The sequence below is a fragment of the Rhodococcus sp. YH3-3 genome (assembly GCF_001653035.1).
Lineage (GTDB): Bacteria > Actinomycetota > Actinomycetes > Mycobacteriales > Mycobacteriaceae > Rhodococcus_F > Rhodococcus_F qingshengii.
Window position 1 is genome coordinate 1399205 of record NZ_BCWH01000002.1, and the last position, 17739, is coordinate 1416943.

Sequence of the window (17739 nt, forward strand, 5' to 3'; positions counted from 1 at the left end):
TGCCACCGCAGTTCTCGTTTGTCGGTGACACCGGACGGATAGCCTTCAGTGACGTTGATCGTCGAAGGGGGAATGCGCAATGGGTGCAGAGGTCACGGCGCGAGAATTCACCAGAGCCGACCGTAGGCTCTTTCGTAAGAAGGTGCGCTCGTGCGTCGACGCCATGAAGCAGATGCTCGACGGTGGTGACTTCCGAGACGCCGTCGACAAGCCCGCTCCGCTGTTGGGCATGGAGATCGAGTTCAACCTCGTGACCGGCGACATGACGCCCGCGATGTCCAACCGTGAAGTGCTCGAATCCATCGACGACTCTGCGGTTTTCCAAACCGAGCTCGGACAGTTCAACGTCGAGATGAACGTCGAGCCCGGCCCACTCACCGGTGATGCGACTTTCGAATTGGAGAAGAAACTGCGGGCGTCCCTCGACGTCGCAGACGCGCGAATCCACGCGCACGACGCCGAGATGGTGATGATCGGGATGCTGCCGACCCTGCAGCTCGAGCATCTCGATCGTGAGTGGATCACCGCCAACCAGCGCTACGAATTGCTCAACGAGCAAATTTTTGCCGCGCGAGGAGAGGACATCGAACTCGACGTCGAAGGTGTCGCGCTACCCGGTGGCGACGTGGAAATCCTTCGGGCCGACACCAATTCGGTGGTGCCGGAGGCGGCTTGTACGTCCATGCAGTTGCACCTGCGCGTCGCGCCGGAAGAATTCGCAGCGCACTGGAATGCCGCGCAGTGTCTGGCCGGAGTACAGGTGGCGCTTGCGGCCAATTCTCCTTTCCTGGCAGGGAAGGCGCTTTGGCACGAATCACGCATTCCGATCTTCGAACAGGCAACGGACACCCGAACTTTCGAGCTCAAGAACCAAGGTGTGCGACCGCGAGTGTGGTTCGGTGAGCGGTGGATCCATTCGGTTCTCGACCTGTTCGAGGAGAATTCACGGTACTTCCCGGCGCTGCTCCCTGATGTCTCGGACACGGATCCGCTGGAAGTGCTCGCGGCGGGCGGGGTTCCGGAGTTGAGCGAGCTTCAGATGCACAACGGCACGGTCTATCGCTGGAATCGGCCCGTCTACGACTGCTCGGATGGCAAGCCGCACTTGCGTATCGAGAATCGGGTGTTGCCGGCCGGGCCGACCGTCGTCGACATCATGGCCAATGCGGCCTTCTACTACGGAACCGTCCGCGCATTGGTGAACGCGGAGCGGCCACTGTGGTCGCACATGTCGTTCCATGCGGCAGAAGAGAACCTGCACATCGGCGCCAAGTACGGACTCGACGCCACCCTGTACTGGCCGGAGATCGGTTGGGTCGGTGCCGACGAGTTGGTCCTGCGAAGGCTGCTGCCGTTGGCGGACGAGGGTTTGGCCGACTTCGGATTGTCTGCCGCGGCCCGCGATCGGTACCTCGGCGTGATCGAAGGGCGGTGCATGAATCGGCAGACCGGTGCCGCCTGGCAACGCGAGCAAGTGGCGCACGCGGAGGCCTCGGGCGCGGACCGCTCGACTGCGCTCACCGGAATGCTCCGCGGTTACGTGGAGAACATGCGGACGGGAGATCCTGTTCACACCTGGTCCTGATTGCTCTGCTAATTCTCCTATCCGTCAACAGTTTCGGGGACCTAAGTCCCCGAAATGAAGAGGGGGCGACCCCAAAAAAGCCGGACAAGTGGGATGGTTAGAGTGAAGGTGGCTCGGTTACTTCTTCAGGAAGGTGGGCACATGAGTTCACGCGAACATAACAGTGTTGTTGTCGGAGTCGAGGGTTCGGACACTGCGTCCACAGCGCTCCGCGAGGCCGCGAAAATCGCCGCCCAGCGCGAATTGCGACTCGACATCATCCACGCTCTCGACTTCGCGCCTTACGGTTTCGGCGGACCGTACGTCGACGCGGGTGGGGTGTACGAATGGGTCGAAGAGGCCGGAAAAGCGATCTTGGCGGAGGCGGAACAGTTCGCCCGTGAGATCGATCCGAAACTCGAAGTTCACACCGAAATCGCCATCGGCAGCGCAACTCAGTGGCTGATCGAGAGTTCGGCACAAGCCAGGCGGGTAGTCGTCGGAGCGTCGGCGTCAGGCAAGGCGGCGACAGCAGTCCTCGGCAATACCGCGGTCGGTGTGGCCAGTCACGGCAAGTGTCCGGTCATCGTCGTTCGGGACCGCGATGGTGCGGTGCCCTCGGAAGGACCCGTAGTGGTCGGCGTCGACGGCAGCGCGTTGAGCGCCCAGGCCGTCGGTGCGGCTTTCGAGGAAGCGTCGTTCCGCGGAGTCGAGTTGGTGGCGTTGCACGTGTGGAGTGACCTCGGCAGTGCGGCATTCGAAGACCCGAGGGCCGCTGCGCTTGCCCCGCAGTCTCTCGAAGAGGAAGAGCACGCGGTACTCAGCGAGAGCTTGGCTGGATGGTCCGAGCAATACCCGGACGTGAAGGTCCGGCGCGAGGTATACCTCGACAACCCACGCGGACGGCTGTTGGACTGGTCGGCAAAAGCGCAGCTCGTCGTAGTCGGAAGCCGTGGTCGCGGTGGATTCCGCGGCATGTTGCTCGGCTCGACCAGCAACACCCTGATCGCTTCGGCCAAGTGCCCCGTCATGGTGGTTCGCCCCGAAGAATCCTGACCCTCGACAGGCTCTCCCACTACCCCGTTCATTTCGGTCATCGAATATGAACGGGGTAGTCACATGAATGCGGACTCAGGTTCCGTAGTGTTCGATGTGAGTAAGTGTTCGATGGGAGTACCACTGCTCGTGTGCGCATCGCACACGGCAGCAATCGTCAGGATTGGGGTTACAACGTGCGTATCGGTATGGGTTTGAACTACAGCGGCGGGTTCGCCGAAACCGTCGAAGAGGTCGGTGACCTGGAGAAGGCGGGCCTCGACATCGCCTTCGTCCCGGAGGCGTATTCCTTCGACGCCGTCAGCCAGCTCGGTTACCTGGCGGCCAAGACGTCGACCATCGAACTCGCTTCGGGGATCTTTCAGATCTACACCCGTACCCCTTCGTTGACCGCCATGACGGCGGCGGGCCTGGACTTCGTCTCCAACGGTCGCTTCGTGATGGGACTGGGCGCTTCCGGACCGCAGGTGATCGAGGGGTTCCACGGCGTCAAGTACGACGCTCCGCTGGGACGCACACGTGAGGTCGTCGAGATCTGCCGTCAGGTATGGCGCCGCGAGAAGGTCGAGTACCAGGGCAAGTACTACCAGGTTCCCCTCCCCGCCGAGAAGGGCACCGGACTCGGAAAGCCGCTCAAGCTGATCAATCATCCTGTGCGTGAGCGCATCCCGATCCTGATCGCTTCGCTCGGACCCAAGAACGTCGAGCTGACGGCGGAAATCGCCGAAGGCTGGGAACCTATCTTCTTCCATCCGGAGAAGGCAGCAAGCGTGTGGGGTGAGCCGATCGCCAAGGGCAAGGCCAAGCGCGATCCGAGCCTCGGTGAGCTTCAGGTGTACGCGTCGCCGGCACTGGCCATCGGTGACGACGTCGACCACATGCTCGACTGGGTACGCCCGAGCCTTGCGCTCTACATCGGTGGCATGGGCGCCAAGGGCAAGAACTTCTACAACGATCTCGCGGTGCGCTACGGCTACGAAGAGGCCGCCGAGAAGATCCAGGATCTCTACCTCGCGGGCAAGAAGGACGAAGCCGCAGCAGCAGTGCCGGACGAACTGGTTCGCGCCGTGTCGTTGATCGGTCCCGAGAGCTACGTCAAGGAACGCGTCGCAGCCTTCGCCGAAGCCGGTGTCACGACGCTCAACGTCACGCCGTTGGCGGCCGACCGCAACGGCCGAGTGCAGCTGATCGAGAAGTTCCGCAAGATTTGTGACTGACCCTGCTGTGCGCCTTTATTAACCGCCGGCGGTTAACAAAGGCGCACAGCAGAGCAGGTGGTTCAGGATCTCCTGCGTACGAAACCCGATTTTGGGCGCTTGTTGACAGGACTTTTTTCACTTCTGACCGGTCGGGTTCTTCGCCTAACGTGGATCGAGTAGCCAGGGTTTGCGTGCGAATCCGGCACCGGTGGCCTCGTTGACGCCCGAAAGGGATGTTGGCGGGGCCGTTGCCGCAGTCCACCCGAACACCCAATGTCCGATTCGGGACTCGCGTCGGCTGATGAATCCTTTTTGCCGTCATTGGGCAATAGTGTGAGGGCGAAGAGATTCTGTGGTCGATTGTGGAGGGACGAACATGAGTGCAACCAAACCCGTCGTCGTAGCGGTAGACGGTTCGGAATCGGCGTCGTCGGCTGTCGTCTGGGCGGCGAGGACCGCGGTGGCGCTCGGTCGACCGCTCCACATCGCGACGGTGGTGCACATCCCAGCCTTCTACTACTCCGAGCCTTACCTCGCCGAGAGCTTCAAGGACGAACTGCGGCGCACTGCCACCGCTCGTCTGGACAGCGCACAGATTCTCGCGCGGCAAAGCATCGACGACGACCTCGAGATCGTCACCGAACTACTCGACGGCAGCGTCTCCGATCGCCTGATCGAATTGTCCAAGGGCGCGTACATCATTGCGCTCGGCCCTCGCGGGCACGGCGAATTCACCGGATTGGTCGTCGGTTCTGCGACGGTCTCGGTTGTCTCGCACGGCGAATCTCCGGTTGCAGTTGTCCGAGGACGGACGCTCGACGGTCGGCCGCCGACCGAGGGCCCCGTCGTCGTCGGTGTCGATGGATCCGAAAGCAGCATCGAGGCAGTCGAGCACGCTTTCGAGCAGGCCTCCGCGCGGGGCGCCACCTTGATTGCCGTCAACGTGTGGAGCGACGTGAGTGTGCAGCCCTCGTTGGGTGCCACCCCCGACGACCCCCTGTGGAGCAGCATCCAGACGGGTGAGGAAGTTGTCCTCGCCGAGCAATTGGCCGGATTCACCGAGCGTTACCCGGACGTCGTCGTCGAAAGAGTCGTCGCGCGTGACCGTCCGGTCCGAGTCCTGAGCGAATACGCGGAGACGGCGCAGTTGATAGTCGTCGGCAGTCGCGGGCGCGGCGGATTCGCAGGAATGCTCCTCGGATCGACCAGTCGGGCGCTCCTGCACACCGCGGATTGCCCGGTTCTCATCGTCCGGCACGTCAACAAGTGAAGAGAATGCATTCCATGAGTTCTGAGTCCACCGTCTCCGGTACCGTTCGACGTGAGATGTCTTTTGGAGGGGTTCGATGACAACGCGGATATTCCTGGTCGACGATCACGAGATCGTCAGACGCGGATTGTTCGACCTACTCGGTGGGGTCGAGGACTTCGTGGTGGTGGGCGAGGCGGCGTCCGTGGGGGAAGCGCTGGCCGCGGTACCGCAGAGCAACGCCGACGTCGCTGTTCTGGACGTACGCCTGCCTGACGGCAACGGCGTCGAACTGTGCCGAGAACTCCGCTCGATGCTTCCCGACCTCCGCTGCCTGATGCTCACGTCGTACGCCGACGACGAGGCGTTGCTCGACGCGATCATGGCGGGCGCCTCGGGATTCGTCCTCAAGCAGATTCTCGGAACCGATCTGGTCGCTGCAGTCCGCACAGTCGGGCGCGGCGGTTCACTGCTCGACAGTCGTGCAACCGAGGCGCTGATGCAGCGGATCCGCAGCGACCGTACAGCTGATCCGTTGGCCGAACTTTCCGATCAGGAGCGAGCAGTCTTCGACCTCATCGGAGAGGGGCTCACCAACCGGGAGATCGGCGCGCGATTGTTCCTCGCGGAGAAGACGGTCAAGAACTACGTGACGCGTCTGCTCTCGAAGCTGGGCATGCAGCGTCGTACTCAGGCTGCGGTGCTGGCGACCGAAATCCGTAGCGGCAGTCGCTAGGATCTAACGACCGGATTTCGGTCGATTCGAGTTGGTGCGACCGAGCGGTACTCGCCAGAGCAGGCGTGCACCGCTCGGATCGTGATTGACGATCGTGCACGTACCGCCGCAATGTTCGGCGCGGCGCTCCAGATTGTGCAGTCCACTCTTGTGGAAGTCGGAGGGGAGTCCGACGCCGTCGTCCTCGATCGTGATCGCAAATTCGAGGTCCGCGGTGACAGCGATGGTGATGTGGCGTGCGTGTGCATGCCGAAGGACGTTGCTCAACCCCTCACGCAGCACGGCTTCGGCGTGCTGGTGGATCCCGGGATTCACCAGAGTGTCGATGGCGCCGGAGAATTGGACGCTCGGGGTCACCGCGGACTGTGCGGTGGCGTCGCCGATGACATCGAGGAGGCGCCGGCGCAGGCTCGACGAATCGGTGGCTGTCGGAGTCTGCAGATCGAAGATGGTTGTCCGGATCTCGCGGACTGTCTTGTCGAGCTGTTCGAGAGATCGTTTGACAATCGCGCGCGCCGACTCCGGGAGGGTCTCGTCCGGAAGCGTGCTCTGCAGGCTCATTCCGCTCGCGAACAGTCGCTGGATGACGTTGTCGTGCAGGTCTCGTGCGATGCGGTCGCGGTCGGCGAGAACGGACAACAGGCGTTGCGCCTTTTGTTTCTCGTCGAACTCGATTGCAACGGAGCCGAGTTCGGCCATCGACTCGATCCGGGTCAGTTCGTCGTGATCCCAGTGTGTGTTGGTGGAATTCGACGCCACGATGACCGCGCCGACTACACCCGAGGCGACGCACATCGGTGCCACGACCGCACTCCCAGCCGACGGCACCAGTTCGGTGAGTGCGCCTAAAGTGGTGAGTACCTGTAGCTTTCGAGTGCTCCGCACCACGTCGAACGGATAAGTGGTCGCCGGGATTCTGACTCCACGTGACGTGGTCCGGGCGCTGGCCGCGGCGTGAACCTGTGCGTAGCCGTTCTCGCAGATCACCACGATCACGTCGTCGACGCCGGTCAGGTCCCGAACGCGACTGGCAAGAAGTTGCAGGCCGTCCTCGAGCGAGTCACCGGCCAGCAACCGCGAGCGGATGGCAGATGTTGCAGTGAGCCATCTTTCACGAGTTCGTGACTGCTCGAACAGTCGGGCGTTTTCCACAGCGATACCGGCTGCGATGGCGAGGGCTTCGAGAATGACCTCGTCTTCCTGGGTGAACTCGGCTTGTCCCCGTTTCTCGGTCAGGTAGATGCTTCCGAACACCTTTCCCCGCATCATGATCGGCGCTCCGAGGAAGCTCTCCATCGGTGGATGATTTGCGGGGAATCCCACCGATTCGGGATGGTCGCCGAGATGGGCCACACGCAAAGTCTGCGGGTGATTCATCAGAACACCCAGCACGCCATGACCTTCGGGGAAATGTCCCATGGTCGCGCGTTGGGACCCGGAGATTCCCTCGTACACGAATTCCGAGAGCCCGCCCCCCGGCGCCGCGACCCCCAGGGCGCCGTAGCGGCAATCCAGAACCGTTGTCGCAGAGGTGATGATCCGTTGAAGCGTCAGGTCGAGGTCCAGGCCGGAGCCGACCACCAGGACCGCCTCGAGCAGGCGGTGGAGTGTCGGTATGTCGGCATTGGAATCGCCCAGGCGGTCGAGCAACTCGCCGAACGTACGTGCCGGACTGTGACCCGAAGCTTCGACCATGGTCGAAGCATATCGCCTCACCGAACGTCAGCTCTCCTGGCGGCGACCTTCCCACCACGACGACCAGTGATGCTTGATCTCGTCGAACTCGTCATCGCTCAGGTCGTAGGTGGTCAGCAGGATGGACATGCCTCCGTCGGGCCGCTGCGCCGTCACCGACTGGGTGGCGACAGACAGCAGGCCAGGGCCGAGATCCTCGACTGTCAGCCCGAATTGGTGGTCGGTGACGTAGTCGACGACGCCTTCGAAATAGTCGCCGGGAGCGATTGTCACCGCGTACCGACTTCCCGCTTCCAATTCGATTTCGGTGAGCCCGAGGACGCTTGCCACGTTCTCACCGGGGAGCAGAAGGCCGTCGAGATAAATGGTTTTACGCTCGGCCAGTCCGTGGTGCTCCACTGCGAATCTGAGCAGCTGGAGGAATGTCGTCCAGCCCTCGGTGATGTCGTCGTACCAGTCGTCGTCGGCAGATTTGGCCGGCCGATCGATGCGGACGACCGTCTTGCCGTCCTGTTCGCGAAGTGAGAAACGGTCACCGTTTCCGAGTTTCAGCGTCAACGCTTCGGGGTCGGCCTCAGCGGTGGAGTAGATCTGGGTGATTTCGTCGTCGAGTCCGTCGTACTCCCAGCCGAACCAACGTCGAATCAGCGACGGGTCGCGCAGCGCGGGCCAGAGTACGGACGGGGCTGCGACGACGGACACTTCGATCACGGTTTCGCTCACGCGGAAGACGCTACCGATTTCAGCCCTTCATGGCGACGGTCAGTAGAAATGCAACGTCTTCGAGCGCTTCGACGCTGTGCCGGTCGGCCGGGACGGTCAGGAAATCACCCGTGGATCCTTTCCACTGGTCGCTCCCACATACAAGATTCAGCTTCCCGCTCAGTACCAACAACGTGGCTTCGCCCGGACTGTCGTGTTCGGCGAGGCTCTTGCCGGCGCTCAGCGCGATCACCGTTTGTCGCAGGCTGCGCTGGTGGCCGCCGTAGACGGTTTGTGAACTGCGACCGCTGGTCGCCGAGCCCGCCAGTTTCAACTGTTGGCGAGCGAGAGCGGTCAGTGACTTCTTGTCCATCGAAGACCTCTCGGAAGCGGTGAATGTCCTTCTTGGAGTATGACCGACTCACTCGCGAGGTGCCTCGTTATCGGCGGAAGTCGGTCAGCGCGTGTACTCCAACCAGCGGAAGCGCAGGCCGCTCTTCTCCGAGGTCTGCCAGGGCTCGTCGGATTTCAGGTTCCATTCGGGGCCGATCTCGGGAGCAAAAGCATCGCCGGCGATGTCGAGGTCGATCTCGGTCACCAGTAGATGCGTTGCGAATGGCAGTGCAGCCGAATAAATTTGCCCGCCACCGACGACGAAGACGTCACCGTCCGGCAACGCCAGGGCGTCGTCCAGCCTGTGGACTACCTCGGCGCCTTCGGCGTGCCATTGCGGATCGCGTGTGACGACGATGTTCCGACGCCCGCTGAACGGACGGAACTTCGATGGAATGGAGTCCCAGGTGCGCCGCCCCATGATTACCGGATGGCCCATGGTGACGCGTTTGAAGTAAGCCATGTCCTCGGACACGCGCCACGGGATCGAGTTGTCGGCGCCGATGACGCCGCCGTGGGCCTGCGCCCAGATGAGGGTGACTGTGCGATCGGTCATCGTCAGACCGCTACCGGTGCTTTGATCGCGGGGTGGTGCTGGTAGTCGACGATCTCCACGTCCTCGAAGGTGTAGTCGAAGATGGAGTCGCGCTTGTTCAGCTTCAGGGTCGGCAACGGCAGCGGTTCGCGGCCGAGCTGCTCGGTCACCTGGTCGACGTGATTGTCGTAGATGTGGCAGTCGCCGCCGGTCCAGACGAACTCGCCGACGTCGAGTCCGGCCTGCTGGGCCATCATGTGGGTGAGCAGCGCGTAGCTGGCGATGTTGAACGGAACGCCGAGGAACATGTCGGCGCTGCGCTGGTACAGCTGGCAGGAGAGCTTGCCGTCGGCGACGTAGAACTGGAAGAAAGCGTGGCACGGCGCCAGGGCCATCTGCGGAATGTCGGCGACGTTCCACGCCGAAACGATGATCCGCCGCGAATCGGGGTTGGAGCGCAGAGCCTCGACGGTCTGCGCGATCTGGTCGATGTGCTCGCCCGAAGGGGTGGGCCAGCTACGCCACTGGACGCCGTAGACGGGGCCGAGTTCACCGTTCTCGTCGGCCCACTCGTCCCAGATGGAGACGCCGTGCTCGTGCAGCCACGCCACGTTGGAGTCGCCGCGCAGGAACCACAGGAGTTCGTTGACTATCGACTTGAGGTGGACCTTCTTGGTGGTGACGAGCGGAAAGCCGTCGGCAAGATCGAAACGCATCTGGTGACCGAAGATGCTGCGGGTGCCGGTTCCGGTTCGATCGGATTTGGCGGTACCCGTCTCCATGACGAGCCGGAGGAGGTCTTCGTAAGCAGTGGAGACAGTCACGGGAATCAGTCTAGGGCCTGCCTTGCCGTGCGCCTTTATTAACCTCCGGCGGTTAATAAAGGCGCACGGCAATATAGCCTCGGCACATGCGCGAACTCTTGGTGATCGGTATCGGTGCTGGTGATCCCGACCAGGTGACGGTTCAGGCGATCAAGGCTATGAACAGGGCCGATACCTTCTTCATCATCGGAAAGGGTGACGAGAAGCAGGCCCTGGTCGACTTGCGCACCGGCATTCTCGACGAGCACGTTCACCTCGACTACAAGGTGGTCGAGATCACGGACCCGCCGCGGGACCGAACCCCCACCGATTACGAGGGGGTTGTCGAGGACTGGCACGAGCGTCGGGCCGCGAAATTCGAAGCGGAATTTGCGGCCGAACCTGGCGTCGGCGCGATTCTCGTCTGGGGTGATCCCTCCCTCTACGACAGCACTCTGCGGATCGTCGAGCGCGTGCTCGCTCGCGGGAGAGTTTCGTTCGACTACTCCGTCATCCCGGGAATCACCAGCGTGCAGTCGCTGGCTGCACAACACCGAATCGTCCTCAACCGAATCGGCGAACCCATCCACATCACGACCGGCCGCAAACTGGCCGAGGGATTGCCCGACGGCGTGGACAATGCCGTCGTGATGCTCGACGCGCATTGCACCTTCACTCAGGTAAGCGAAAACGACGCCGAGATCTGGTGGGGCGCGTACCTCGGGACCCCGGACGAGGAGTTGATTTCCGGCAAACTGCGTGACGTCGAAGATCGGATCGTCGCTCGCCGGGCGGAGTTGCGTGAGAAGCACGGTTGGATCATGGATACGTACCTCGTTCGGCGCTGACAACCGACCCTGGATTTGCCGCCTCGATCCTGCACTCTTGATCCCGAACGGCGGTCTGCGCACCTATGATCTGCGCATGACATCGTTCGGGCAGGACCGACTGCAGTCGATTCTGCCCGCGCCGCGTGGCCGTGAAAAATCAGCTGTGAAGTCGGCTTTCGACCTTCTGGTTCAGTGGTATCGGCGTCCTGATCAATTCGACAGTTTCAATCGATACCTCGCCACGAAGGGCCTGGAGCTAGCTGTCCGATTGCTGGTCATCGGCTCGCTGACGACGGTCATCATTGCGATGACTCTGCTGCGCTTCAGCGACGCTGGCGTGCACAACCACGTCACCAGCGTCGTCAACGCCGTTATCATCGCCGTCACGATTGCGGTGATCGTGCTCTTCTGCCTTCTGCCCGAAATCACGCGTCGGTGGTCGTACTTCTTTGTCGCCTACTGCGAGGTCGGCGTATTCGTCGGTGTGTTCTTGAACAACGACCCTTTCATCGGGTTGATCCAGTGTGTGCTCTTCGTACTGATCGGTGGTTACATCGCGTACTTTCACAACGCGAGACTCCAGGCGGTTCACATCGCGCTGTCCATCGTGGTTCTGGCAGTGGTCGGCCGAAAGGTTGCGGTCTACGCGGATCTTGCGTTGGCCACAGCACTGTGCCTGATCATCGCCACCGGGATCGTGGTCATCCCGTTCGCCTGCCAGTTCGTCCTCTCACTTCTCGGCTCCGACGCGGACAGTTCGGATGTGGATCCGTTGACAGGGCTTCTGAATCGGCGCGGGCTGCAGCGAGCTGTTGTCGAAATGGGGGCGACGGGGCATGCGTCGAGCAAGTCGTCGTATGTCGTCGCGATTGTCGATGTCGATTCGTTCAAGAGCGTCAACGACTCACAGGGGCACGAAGAAGGCGATCTCGTACTTCGCCAGATTGCTGATCGACTGCGGTGGTGCGGCGGCGAGAAGGCGCTCTTCGCCAGATTCGGTGGGGACGAGTTCGTGTTGGTAGACACGATAGACGTCGGCGCAGCGCCTGCGTTCGAAGACAATCTGCGAAGGCACTTGCGAATCGACGATCGTGATCCGGTAGTGACCACCAGCGTCGGAGTCGCGATCACCTCTGCCGAATGGTCGTCGATTATTTCCGACGAGGAGTTGACGGAATTGTTTCGAGTAGCCGATGCCTCGATGTACCGCGCGAAGGCCGCCGGCGGCGATCAGGTTGTGATGTGGGACGGCAAACAGTGAAAATTGTCTGATTGCGGGGAGTTGACTGGATTACCCTGACCCTATGGAATCTGCCGAGAGTGTTGAGCGTTCGGACGCCGTGGCGTCTCGACGACCGCTCTCGGGTCCCGCGTTCCGGCTGATCTCTTCTCAACTTGTCGATTGGTATCGGCGTCCGGACCAATTCGACACCTTCAATCGCTATCTCGCGGACAAAGGGTTGACCGTCGCCTCGCGGTTTCTCGTCGTCTGCTCGTTGGTGCTGGTCACCGTGATCATGTTCCTCACTCGCTTCAGTCCACAGGGACCGACCACTGCGCACGCGCGCACCGCGAACGCAGTCATCATGGTCATAACCGTGATGATGGCCGTCGCCCTCTCGACGAGGCGCAATCTCTCCCGTTCCTGGTCTTACGCCTTTGTGCTCTACTCGGAAGTGGGAATAGCGGCCGCAATGCTGCTGTACTCCAATCCACTTGCAGCACTGGCACACGCCGTGATGTTCTCGGTGATCGGCGGATACATCGCGTTCTTCCACAATGCTCGAATACAGAGCCTTCACATGTTGTGGGTATTCGTCGTGGTCATCGGCATCGTGACACGTACGGCCGTGGTCGAAAACGATGTGGATACTCCGGTTCTGGTCGCGTTGGTAGTACTGGTCGGCGCGGCAATCTACGTGATTCCCTTTGCCTGTCAGTTCATTTTCTCCATCCTCGGCACCGACGCGTTGAACTCGCAATTGGACCCACTGACGGGACTGCTCAACAGGAGGGGACTGGCCGACGAAGTGCGACTGTTGCTGGAGCGGTCGTACACGCACTCGGCGCTCTTGGTAGTCGCCGCCGTCGACATCAATCGATTCAAGGCCATCAACGACGAGTACGGACATACCGTCGGTGACGCTGTGATCGAAAAAGTCGGATCGAGACTGGTCGAATGCGCCGGCCCGGCGGCCTTGATCGCACGGATAGGCGGCGACGAGTTCGTCATCGTCGATTCGGTCGATCAACGCTCGTTCCATCGACTCGAACATGAGCTACTCCGTTCGACGATCACCTCGCCCGATCATCCCGAGGTGGCGATGAGCGTCGGAATCGCGAAGATCGCAGGGCCTTTCGAATCAGCGGATGATGCGCTGGTCGCCTACCCGACTCTGCTGCGGCGAGCGGATCGGGCGATGTACTCCGCGAAGGCACGCGGTGGGCATTCGGTGGTGCTGCAGACGGAAACGGACTGAGCGCGCTGTGAGTGTCCGTGGTCGGCGTTAGTCTGTTGCCATGCCTGAACTACCCGAGGTGGAAGCGCTGGCAGGGTTCCTTCGTCAGCACGCGGTCGGCGCAGTGGTGGGACGCGTCGACATCGCTGCATTGAGTGTGCTCAAGACCTTCGATCCGCCGATCACTGCTCTGCAGGGGCGTGACGTCACGGGCGCCGCCCGCTTCGGGAAGCATCTGGCTCTGGATTGCGACGGGTTGTGGTTGGTCACGCATCTCTCCCGTGCCGGCTGGATGCGCTGGCTGGACAATCCATCGGCGACGCCGCCGAAGCCGGGGAAGGGGCCGTTGGCGCTGCGCGTTCATTTCTTCACACCCGAAGGGTTGACGCCGGCATTCGATCTCACCGAAGCCGGCACCAAGAAACGCCTCGCCGTCTGGGTCGTGAACGATCCGCAGGAGGTTCCGGGCATCGCCCGGTTGGGGCCGGACGCGATGGCCGTGACCGAAGCCGAGTTCGCACAGATTCTGGGCGGAACGTCGGCGCGGATCAAGAACTCGATAGTCGAGCAGTCGTTGATCGCCGGTATCGGGAACGCGTACTCGGACGAGATCCTCCACACCGCGAAACTCTCGCCTTTCGCGACCTCGTCGCGGCTGACGCCGGATCAGATTTCGACGCTGTATGCCGTGATGCGATCCACGCTGGCCGACGCGATCGAGCGTTCGGAAGGTCAGGACGCGGCCCGGCTCAAAGGTGAGAAACGCTCGGGGATGCGAGTGCATGCTCGTACCGGACTTCCGTGCCCGGTGTGCGGTGACGTCGTACGCGAAGTGTCGTTCGCGGAGCGTTCTTTTCAATACTGCGCGACGTGCCAGACCGGCGGTAAGCCGTTGGCGGACAGGCGAATGTCGAAACTGCTCAAGTAGCGAACTGTGCTGCGAGTAGTTCGACGAACTCGCGGGCGAGTGCCGACGAATGGGTGGGTTCGGTTATTGCGTGGACGATCCGATGCGGCGCATCGGTGATCGGAATACAGACCAATTCGGGGTGCAGGGCGCTCATGGACTGGGGGAGCAAACCTACGCCCAGGCCGTTGGCGGTCAGTGAACAGATCAGGTCTACCGAGTTGGCTTCAAGTGTTTTTCCCCGAGGGACCTGTGATTCGGCGAAGGCTTGGTCGGTTTGGACACGGGCCTCGCTGCCGGAGGCGAAGTCCACGAGAGTGTGATCGCGTAGGTCTTCGAGCCTGATCGACGAAGCCTGGGCAAAGGGATGGTCAGGAGCAACGAACGCTGCGGTGGGTTCACTCCACAGCGGCGCGGCGGCAAAGCTCTTGGGTAGGCGACCTGCGGCCAATCCGACAATGCCGACGTCGATTGCACCGGACCGGACTCCTTCGATAACTACTTCACTGCCGTACGGTCGCGCGGTGATGTTGATTGCAGGGTGGCGCCGTGTCAGATCTGCCAGCGCGCGTCCGACGTCGACGCGCCCCGCCGAGGTGATGGTGCCGACCGTCAACCGCACTTGCTCGTTGCTCCGTGCGGAGACATCACTGACGAGTCTCGACACGGCGCCGAGTACCTCGCGGGAGCGGGCGACAAAAACCTCGCCTGCAGCAGTCAGGCCGACGTTTCGGCTGTTCCGGTTGAACAATTCGACTCCCAGTTCCTTTTCGAGGTCTCTGATCTGGGCACTCAAGGCGGACTGGGAAACGTGCAACCGCGACGCTGCTCGGCTGAAGTGTCTGTCTTCCGCGACTGCCAGGGCGTAGCGGATGTGACGTAGTTCCATCGCACCAATCTATCGTTTCTGGAGATAGATCATGCATATCTATCTATTGGACGCGCGTCGGTGTAGGCGGTCATGCTTGACGACATGATTTCAAGCGACGCGCGTCCGAGGCTCGGACTACCGATAGTGCTGCTGATGGCTGCAGCGACGGGCCTGTGCGCGGGCGGTAACTATTTCAACCAGCCACTCCTCGATTCCATCGCAGATCACCTGAATGTGTCGGCCTCCGCAGCGGCCGCGACGGTGACCATCGCGCAGGTCGCGTATGCACTCGGATTGATACTTCTGGTTCCGGTGGGCGACATGGTGGACCGACGCAAGCTGACGGTAGGGCTCATGCTGCTGGCGGCGACCGGTCAAGCGGTCAGCGGATTTGCGCCCAACTTTGCCACGCTTGCAGTGGGAATCGCTGTCGCTGGAGTCTTTTCGGTCGCCGCCCAGGTGTTGATTCCGTTTGCCGCCTCACTGGCCGAACCTGAGAGGTCCGGTCAGGTGGTCGGCACGATCATGAGTGGACTGCTGATCGGAATCCTGCTGGCGCGCAGCGTTGCCGGCGTCCTCTCCGGACTGGGAGGTTGGTCGACGGTATACAAGGTTGCGGCGGTGCTGATGGTGGTGATGGCCGTGGCATTGTGGCGATCTCTGCCTTCCGATTCCGCAGATCGCCCGAAGGCAAGCTACCGCGCAACGCTCGCTTCGGTAGGGAAGTTGGCTGCGACCTTGCCGCGCCTGAGAACCCGATCGGCCATGGGCGGACTGGCTTTTGCTGCTGTCAGCACCGTCTTCACGACGATGGCCTTTCTTCTGTCCGGCGAATTCGGCTACAGCGACACTCAAATCGGCTTGGTCGGACTACTCGGTGTGGCGGGAGCTTTGATGGCGACGGTGGCGGGCAGGCTGGCCGATCGGGGATTGGGTCAGCTGGCGACCGGCGGCGCCATCGCGATTCTCTTGGTGTCGTGGCTTCCCTTTGTCGCCGGTGCCACCCACGTGGTGTGGTTTCTCGTTGCCATCGTCCTTGCCGACCTCGCGCTGCAGGGAGTGCACGTCAGCAACCAGAACGTGATCTACGCCCTTGTCCCCGAAGCACGTTCGCGTGTGAATTCCGTGTACATGACCACCTACTTCGTCGGTGCTGCCGTGGGCTCGGCGGTGGGGTCAGTGGTGTGGAAGTCGTACGGCTGGAACGGAGTATGCATCGCCGGGTTGGTCTTCTCCGTTGCAACGGCGATGGTGTGGGTGCATGATCGCCGACTGGAGACGGCTGAACTGCGAATCCCGCAATCCCCTGTTGCAGTGGGGTAGGCACCCACACCTTCTCGGCTCCAGCACCTTTCAGATTTCGGCACCGTCCACCAGGATCTTGCCGATGCGTTCGGGATAGAACGACACGTGGTCGTCGATCCCGGACGCTTCGGCGGTAGTGAACGGATAGAACCACGCCAGATCCTCGATCGGAGCGAGTTCGGTTGTGCCGGTGAACGACAGATACGACGCAGTGCCCTTGTAGGGGCAGGCCGTGGTGGTCGGGGACGGCGCAAAGTACTCGCTGCGAACGTCGATTCTCGGAATGTAGTACCGCGTGGGCAGTCCGGTTTCGAAGAGCAGTCTGGGTCGTCTCGTCTCGGCGACCAGTACGTCGCCGACAAAGACCTGGACGTGGCGGGACGAGGGGAGTGCGTCGATACGTACGTATGGATCGCGGGCGTGGACAAAGACCTGTTGATCCTCCTCGTACCAGGCGTCCATGCGATCCCAATAGAAAGCGACGTACTCACTCAGATCCAGGGAACCGTCGAACTGTTCAGGGTAGGTCCAGACGGCGTCCTCGGCCCGGCGATCCCCGATCTCGATCGTCCAGTAGGTGGCGTCACCTTTCCATGGGCAATGGGTGGTCGTCGACGTCGGGACGAGGAATTCGGTACGAACGTCCGCGAGGGGGATGTAGTACATCGGCAGGCGGCCGCGTTCGAAAAGGTATACCGAACGAGTGGTGTCTGCGACGGCGTGACCAGCGAAGAAGGCTCGAATTCGGCGGGGGTTCGGCTCCAGTGCGATCCGCCCGTTGGAAGCTGTGATCTGTGTGTCTTCTGCGTGAGTCAGTGCTGTGGACATTCGCGAATGCTCCTGAGATCGGCAGGGTGGTCCTTCCCATCCTGCGCCCGGCAGCAGTTATTTGACAGGTTGGAGTCGAAATACGCGGATCTGGCGCCCGAATGCTCGATCGGCGTAGGTTTCGTACGGCGGCCACGTGGTGGTCGCGAGCTCCCACAGCTTCTTACGCGTGGCGCCCTCCGCCAGACTCGCACCGACCGGTATTTCGACGCCCTTCACTGTCACGATTGCGGTGGGGTTTGCCATCAAATTGAGTGTCCATGCTGGATGCGTATCCTGCCCCCAGTTCGAACCGACGACGACAAACGCATCGCCGTCAGGTGCGTACAGGAGTGGCGTGGTGCGAGAACGGCCGGTCTTACGGCCCGTCGTGGTGAGCAGTAGCTGAGTCACGGTGTTCTCTCCGACCAGCGAGAGCTTGCCTCCCGACACTCTCTGCACTGCTCGATCGAGCGGAACCAGATCCTTGCCGAGATCCGAGAACCATTGTGTATGGCCGACATTGCGCATCAATGACCGGTAGATATTGCGCATCGGACCCCTCGCATTCTCGGCACTGTTTCGAGGCTGGTGCACCTCGACTCGAAAGAGTCTGCCACGTCTGGTC

Annotated in this window: 18 protein-coding genes; 10 read left to right on the top strand and 8 right to left on the bottom strand. The window is 61.8% G+C overall.

Translation table 11 applies throughout. The features are described from left to right. The first annotated feature begins 79 nt into the window (after positions 1–79). The 5 genes from YH3_RS19430 (at position 80) to YH3_RS19450 (ending at position 5804) form a co-directional block, all read left to right on the top strand. Positions 80–1585, top strand: coding sequence for a glutamate-cysteine ligase family protein (locus YH3_RS19430; protein ID WP_042451063.1), 1506 nt, complete (start codon positions 80–82; stop codon positions 1583–1585). A gap of 141 nt (positions 1586–1726) precedes the next feature. Then, positions 1727–2620, top strand: coding sequence for a universal stress protein (locus tag YH3_RS19435; protein WP_007727672.1), 894 nt, complete (start codon positions 1727–1729; stop codon positions 2618–2620). Positions 2621–2796: 176 nt separating this feature from the next. Continuing rightward, positions 2797–3837 carry an LLM class F420-dependent oxidoreductase gene (locus tag YH3_RS19440; protein WP_007727670.1) on the top strand — a complete coding sequence of 347 codons (1041 nt, stop codon included), beginning with the start codon at positions 2797–2799 and terminating at the stop codon, positions 3835–3837. A 358-nt stretch (positions 3838–4195) separates the two neighbouring features. After that, positions 4196–5089, top strand: coding sequence for a universal stress protein (locus YH3_RS19445; protein ID WP_003946389.1), 894 nt, complete (start codon positions 4196–4198; stop codon positions 5087–5089). A 76-nt stretch (positions 5090–5165) separates the two neighbouring features. Further along, positions 5166–5804, top strand: a complete 639-nt coding sequence (locus YH3_RS19450; RefSeq protein ID WP_003946380.1) for a response regulator transcription factor — start codon at positions 5166–5168, stop codon at positions 5802–5804. A 3-nt stretch (positions 5805–5807) separates the two neighbouring features. Here the strand turns inward: YH3_RS19450 and YH3_RS19455 are convergent, their stop codons facing one another. From YH3_RS19455 to YH3_RS19475, 5 genes are all read right to left on the bottom strand, one after another. Continuing rightward, positions 5808–7499: a GAF domain-containing protein gene (locus YH3_RS19455; protein ID WP_064443890.1), complete on the bottom strand. Its 1692-nt coding sequence runs from the start codon at positions 7497–7499 to the stop codon at positions 5808–5810. Positions 7500–7526: 27 nt separating this feature from the next. Continuing rightward, a complete protein-coding gene (locus YH3_RS19460; protein WP_042921344.1) occupies positions 7527–8222 on the bottom strand; it encodes a hypothetical protein in 696 nt (231 codons plus the stop codon). A gap of 19 nt (positions 8223–8241) precedes the next feature. After that, entirely contained in the window at positions 8242–8574 is a 333-nt protein-coding gene (locus tag YH3_RS19465; protein WP_003946336.1) for a cupin domain-containing protein, read from the bottom strand. 84 nt (positions 8575–8658) lie between these two features. Further along, positions 8659–9150, bottom strand: a complete 492-nt coding sequence (locus YH3_RS19470) for a dihydrofolate reductase (protein WP_047272583.1) — start codon at positions 9148–9150, stop codon at positions 8659–8661. 2 nt (positions 9151–9152) lie between these two features. Next, positions 9153–9953 (bottom strand): thymidylate synthase, encoded by an 801-nt coding sequence (locus YH3_RS19475; RefSeq protein ID WP_064443891.1) that lies wholly within the window; start codon positions 9951–9953, stop codon positions 9153–9155. A gap of 86 nt (positions 9954–10039) precedes the next feature. Between YH3_RS19475 and cobF the strand changes: the two genes are divergently transcribed. The 4 genes from cobF (at position 10040) to YH3_RS19495 (ending at position 14149) form a co-directional block, all read left to right on the top strand. Continuing rightward, positions 10040–10780 (top strand): precorrin-6A synthase (deacetylating), encoded by a 741-nt coding sequence (gene cobF, locus YH3_RS19480; RefSeq protein WP_003946376.1) that lies wholly within the window; start codon positions 10040–10042, stop codon positions 10778–10780. Between the two features lie 76 nt (positions 10781–10856). Beyond that, complete coding sequence (locus tag YH3_RS19485; protein WP_238592655.1) at positions 10857–12023, top strand: GGDEF domain-containing protein; 1167 nt, start codon at positions 10857–10859, stop codon at positions 12021–12023. Positions 12024–12066: 43 nt separating this feature from the next. Beyond that, the gene (locus tag YH3_RS19490; RefSeq protein ID WP_064443893.1) at positions 12067–13242 is read left to right on the top strand and encodes a diguanylate cyclase; all 1176 of its coding nucleotides are present in this window, start codon (positions 12067–12069) and stop codon (positions 13240–13242) included. A gap of 40 nt (positions 13243–13282) precedes the next feature. After that, positions 13283–14149, top strand: a complete 867-nt coding sequence (locus YH3_RS19495) for an Fpg/Nei family DNA glycosylase (RefSeq protein WP_007727653.1) — start codon at positions 13283–13285, stop codon at positions 14147–14149. Here the strand turns inward: YH3_RS19495 and YH3_RS19500 are convergent. Continuing rightward, positions 14142–15017: a LysR family transcriptional regulator gene (locus YH3_RS19500; protein ID WP_007727651.1), complete on the bottom strand. Its 876-nt coding sequence runs from the start codon at positions 15015–15017 to the stop codon at positions 14142–14144. The genes YH3_RS19495 and YH3_RS19500 overlap by 8 nt on opposite strands. A 72-nt stretch (positions 15018–15089) precedes the next feature. On the opposite strand from YH3_RS19500, the gene YH3_RS19505 reads away from it, so the two are divergent. Continuing rightward, the gene (locus tag YH3_RS19505) at positions 15090–16322 is read left to right on the top strand and encodes an MFS transporter (RefSeq protein ID WP_030534893.1); all 1233 of its coding nucleotides are present in this window, start codon (positions 15090–15092) and stop codon (positions 16320–16322) included. 30 nt (positions 16323–16352) lie between these two features. Here the strand turns inward: YH3_RS19505 and YH3_RS19510 are convergent, their stop codons facing one another. Together YH3_RS19510 and YH3_RS19515 are read right to left on the bottom strand one after the other, a co-directional pair. Then, positions 16353–17132: a DUF427 domain-containing protein gene (locus YH3_RS19510; protein ID WP_064443894.1), complete on the bottom strand. Its 780-nt coding sequence runs from the start codon at positions 17130–17132 to the stop codon at positions 16353–16355. A 57-nt stretch (positions 17133–17189) separates the two neighbouring features. Further along, positions 17190–17666 carry a nitroreductase/quinone reductase family protein gene (locus YH3_RS19515; protein ID WP_003946395.1) on the bottom strand — a complete coding sequence of 159 codons (477 nt, stop codon included), beginning with the start codon at positions 17664–17666 and terminating at the stop codon, positions 17190–17192. Positions 17667–17739 lie beyond the last annotated feature (73 nt).